Genomic DNA, 3,240 nt, shown 5'->3' on the forward strand with positions numbered 1-3,240 from the left:
CGTTACACTTATCGCAATGACGTTGTTTAATTATCTAAAATAGCAGTAACTTTGCATAATCATTCTTAATTAAGAAACTTTTGGAATCAAAATTATATTTAGTACCAACACCTATTGGAAATTTAGAAGATATAACTTTTAGAGCTATAAGAGTTTTAAAAGAAGTAGATTTAATTTTAGCTGAAGATACGCGAACTAGCGGAAAACTATTAAAACATTTTGAAATTTCTACACACATGCACAGCCACCATATGCATAACGAGCATAAAACGGTTGACAACATTGTGAAACGAATTCAAAGTGGAGAAGCCATCGCATTAATTTCCGATGCAGGAACTCCTGCAATTTCTGATCCTGGATTTTTATTAACGAGAGCATGTATAGAAAATGGTGTTGAAATAGAGTGTTTACCTGGCGCAACAGCTTTTGTACCTGCGTTGGTGAATAGCGGCTTGCCAAACGATAAATTTGTTTTTGAAGGATTTTTACCTGTTAAAAAGGGAAGACAAACACGCTTAACTTTTTTAGCCGAAGAAACCAGAACTATGATTTTTTACGAATCTCCTCATAAATTATTAAAAACCTTAACCCATTTTGCTGAATATTTTGGTGAAGAAAGATCAATTTCAGTTTCTCGTGAACTCACCAAATTATACGAAGAAACCATTAGAGGTACTCTTGCAGAATTAATTCAACACTTTACAACTAAAGCTCCAAAAGGAGAGTTTGTTATTGTAGTTGGTGGAAAAAGTTCGAAATAATTTAATTTTCTTCAGAATCAATCTTATTTTCAAAAATAATTCCACCTTTAAACATTCCCTTTAAATAAGGATGAATTTCTTTGCCTAAATCCGTCAAACTATATTCAACTCTTGGTGGAACTTCAGGAAATACTTCTCTATTAATTAAATTGTCAGCTTCCAATTCTTTCAATTGTTTACTCATCATTCGTTCACTAATATCAGGAATAAGTTTTACCAATTCATTGTATCTCTTATTTCCTTGAGAAAGATGTAAAATAATGGTGCTTTTTCGCTTTCCTTTAATCACATTTATAAAAGTATCTATTGGACAGTAACTTTTTTTCATTTTTTTACTTTTAAAACTTCCTATCTATACAAAACAGCATAAAATGTTCGTAAGTGCATAATTTGTAAGCCCTTGCATACTCCAATTTATTGATCGAAATTTGTTACAAAAGTAACTAAAAGATAGAAAACATGATGAATCATAAAATAACATTTAAAGCATTTAGAGTTGAAGAAGAAAATGAAAAATTTGTTTCAGCAATAAAAGAAATGCCTTTTGAAGCATTAGAAGAAAAAGAATTACTTATAAAAGTGCATTATAGTTCGTTAAATTATAAAGATGCCTTATCTGCAATTGGAAACAAAGGAGTTACCCGAAATTACCCGCATACACCAGGTATTGACGCTGTTGGAACAATTGTTTCATCTACTTCTGAAAAATTTAAAATTGATGATGAAGTTATTGTAACTAGTTATGATTTGGGTATGAACACCAATGGCGGTTTTGCAGAATATGTAAAAGTTCCTGAAAACTGGGTGGTAAAATTACCTAAAAACCTTTCTATGAAAGAAGCTATGATTTTTGGAACTGCGGGCTTAACAGCTGGGATGTCTGTTTTAAAATTAACGGAAACTGTAAAACCTGAAAATGGAAATGTTGTTGTATCCGGTGCTACAGGCGGTGTTGGTTCTTTAAGTGTATTGATATTGAACAAATTAGGATATAAAGTTACAGCAATAACAGGAAAAGAAAACGAAAAACAGTATTTTGAAGACTTAGGTGTTGAGGTAATTTCACGAAAAGATTTTGAAGATATGCAAAAAAGACCGTTGTTAAAACCACTATTTTCTGGTGGAATTGATACTGTTGGAGGGGTTATTTTAGAAAATATAATAAAAACAGTAGCACCATTAGGTGTAGTTACTTGTTGTGGAAATGTAGCTTCCCCAAAACTTGAATTAACAGTTTTTCCATTTATTCTAAGAGGAATATCTTTAATTGGTATCGATTCTCAAAATTACCCAATGCATTACAGAGAGCAAGTATGGAATAAACTAGCTAAAGAATGGAAATTTGGAAATTTAGAAGAGAATACAACAACCATTACTTTTAATCAAATAAGTGAGAAGTTAAATTTAATATTAGAGGGAAAATTAAAAGGACGAACCATTTTAAAATTACTTTAAATTCTTAATAAATAATTATTAAAAATGCTCATTAATTAACTTTAATGGGCTTTTTTAACTTAAAATCAATTGTCTATAAACTTATATTTTAAATATATTGAACTCAATAGAACACTGTATTTTTATAAACTAATCTTTTGAAGATTTTGACAACATAATGTTATTAATTTTTTTGAAAACAAGTTCTGGCTCATCCGTGGTAATATAATCAAATTCATTTGCTAAAAGCCAGTCTATATCTTCAATTTTATTTGCTGTCCAAGCATTTAATATTAAATTGTGTTGTTTGGCACTAGCAATCCAATCTGGACGATTTTTTAATTTAGAAACTGCATAATCCAATCCCGAAATTTTGTCTTTTTTTAAATCTTCTGGAGATTTGGACCCATCTAAATAGTGCGTTTTAGCCGTAGGATCAATTTCAATAATTCTTTTTAAAATTGAATAATTAAAACTAATATATGCTTTAATATAGCTTTCAGCCTTAAGTTCTTTTACTAGATTTAAAACCTTTTCTGCAATAATTATATTGCGCTCTTCTACTTTTGAAGGTTTTAGTTCACACACTAAACCTGTAGCTGTATTATCCTGCATTGCTGCATTTATATATTCTTTTAAGGTAGGTAAGGTTTCACCGTTTGAAAGTTTAAATTTTGACAACTCTGCATAAGTAGATTCTTCTACCTCTAAACCTTGATATTTAGGATCATGCGTAACGATTAAAACATCGTCTGAAGTCATTCTTACATCAAATTCAGAGCCTGTACAGCCTAAAGTTATGGCTTGTTTTAGTGAAGCTATTGAATTTTGAGGAAGATTATTGCTTTTCCAGGCTCCACGATGTGCAACTACAACATTATCTGCAAAAATAATTTTTTCTGAAATACTTTTATTGCAAGAATTTAAGCTCATAAGAATCAATAATAAGAATATATTATATGTAATTTTCCACATAAACTTATTTATTTTTTGTTTGACATAAAACAAAAAAATAGAAATCGGATTATAAAATTTTTCATTATTA

The 3,240-nt window shown here is 29.8% G+C and carries 4 protein-coding genes; 2 read left to right on the plus strand and 2 right to left on the minus strand.

Annotated features, from left to right (window positions below; translation table 11 throughout):
• The first annotated feature begins 80 nt into the window (after positions 1-80).
• A complete protein-coding gene (gene rsmI / locus AB1Z17_RS01495) occupies positions 81-761 on the plus strand; it encodes a 16S rRNA (cytidine(1402)-2'-O)-methyltransferase (RefSeq protein ID WP_368050020.1) in 681 nt (226 codons plus the stop codon).
• A gap of 1 nt (position 762) precedes the next feature.
• On the opposite strand, the gene AB1Z17_RS01500 is transcribed toward rsmI, so the two are convergent.
• Positions 763-1,089 carry a winged helix-turn-helix transcriptional regulator gene (locus AB1Z17_RS01500; protein WP_368050021.1) on the minus strand — a complete coding sequence of 109 codons (327 nt, stop codon included), beginning with the start codon at positions 1,087-1,089 and terminating at the stop codon, positions 763-765.
• 131 nt (positions 1,090-1,220) lie between these two features.
• On the opposite strand from AB1Z17_RS01500, the gene AB1Z17_RS01505 reads away from it, so the two are divergent.
• Entirely contained in the window at positions 1,221-2,216 is a 996-nt protein-coding gene (locus AB1Z17_RS01505; RefSeq protein ID WP_368050022.1) for a YhdH/YhfP family quinone oxidoreductase, read from the plus strand.
• Positions 2,217-2,345: 129 nt separating this feature from the next.
• Here AB1Z17_RS01505 and AB1Z17_RS01510 read toward each other — a convergent pair.
• Positions 2,346-3,240 (minus strand): glycerophosphodiester phosphodiesterase (locus AB1Z17_RS01510; RefSeq protein WP_368050023.1); only part of this gene is annotated, 895 nt, incomplete at its 5' end.

It is taken from the genome of Lutibacter sp., assembly GCF_040883305.1.
In the GTDB taxonomy this organism is placed as follows: Bacteria; Bacteroidota; Bacteroidia; order Flavobacteriales; family Flavobacteriaceae; genus Lutibacter.

Bases quoted from the DNA above. Each gene is read 5' to 3' on its own strand.
- AB1Z17_RS01500 (WP_368050021.1), bottom strand. From the start codon at position 1,089: ATGAAAAAAAGTTACTGTCCAATAGATACTTTTATAAATGTGATTAAA.
- AB1Z17_RS01505 (WP_368050022.1), top strand. From the start codon at position 1,221: ATGATGAATCATAAAATAACATTTAAAGCATTTAGAGTTGAAGAAGAA.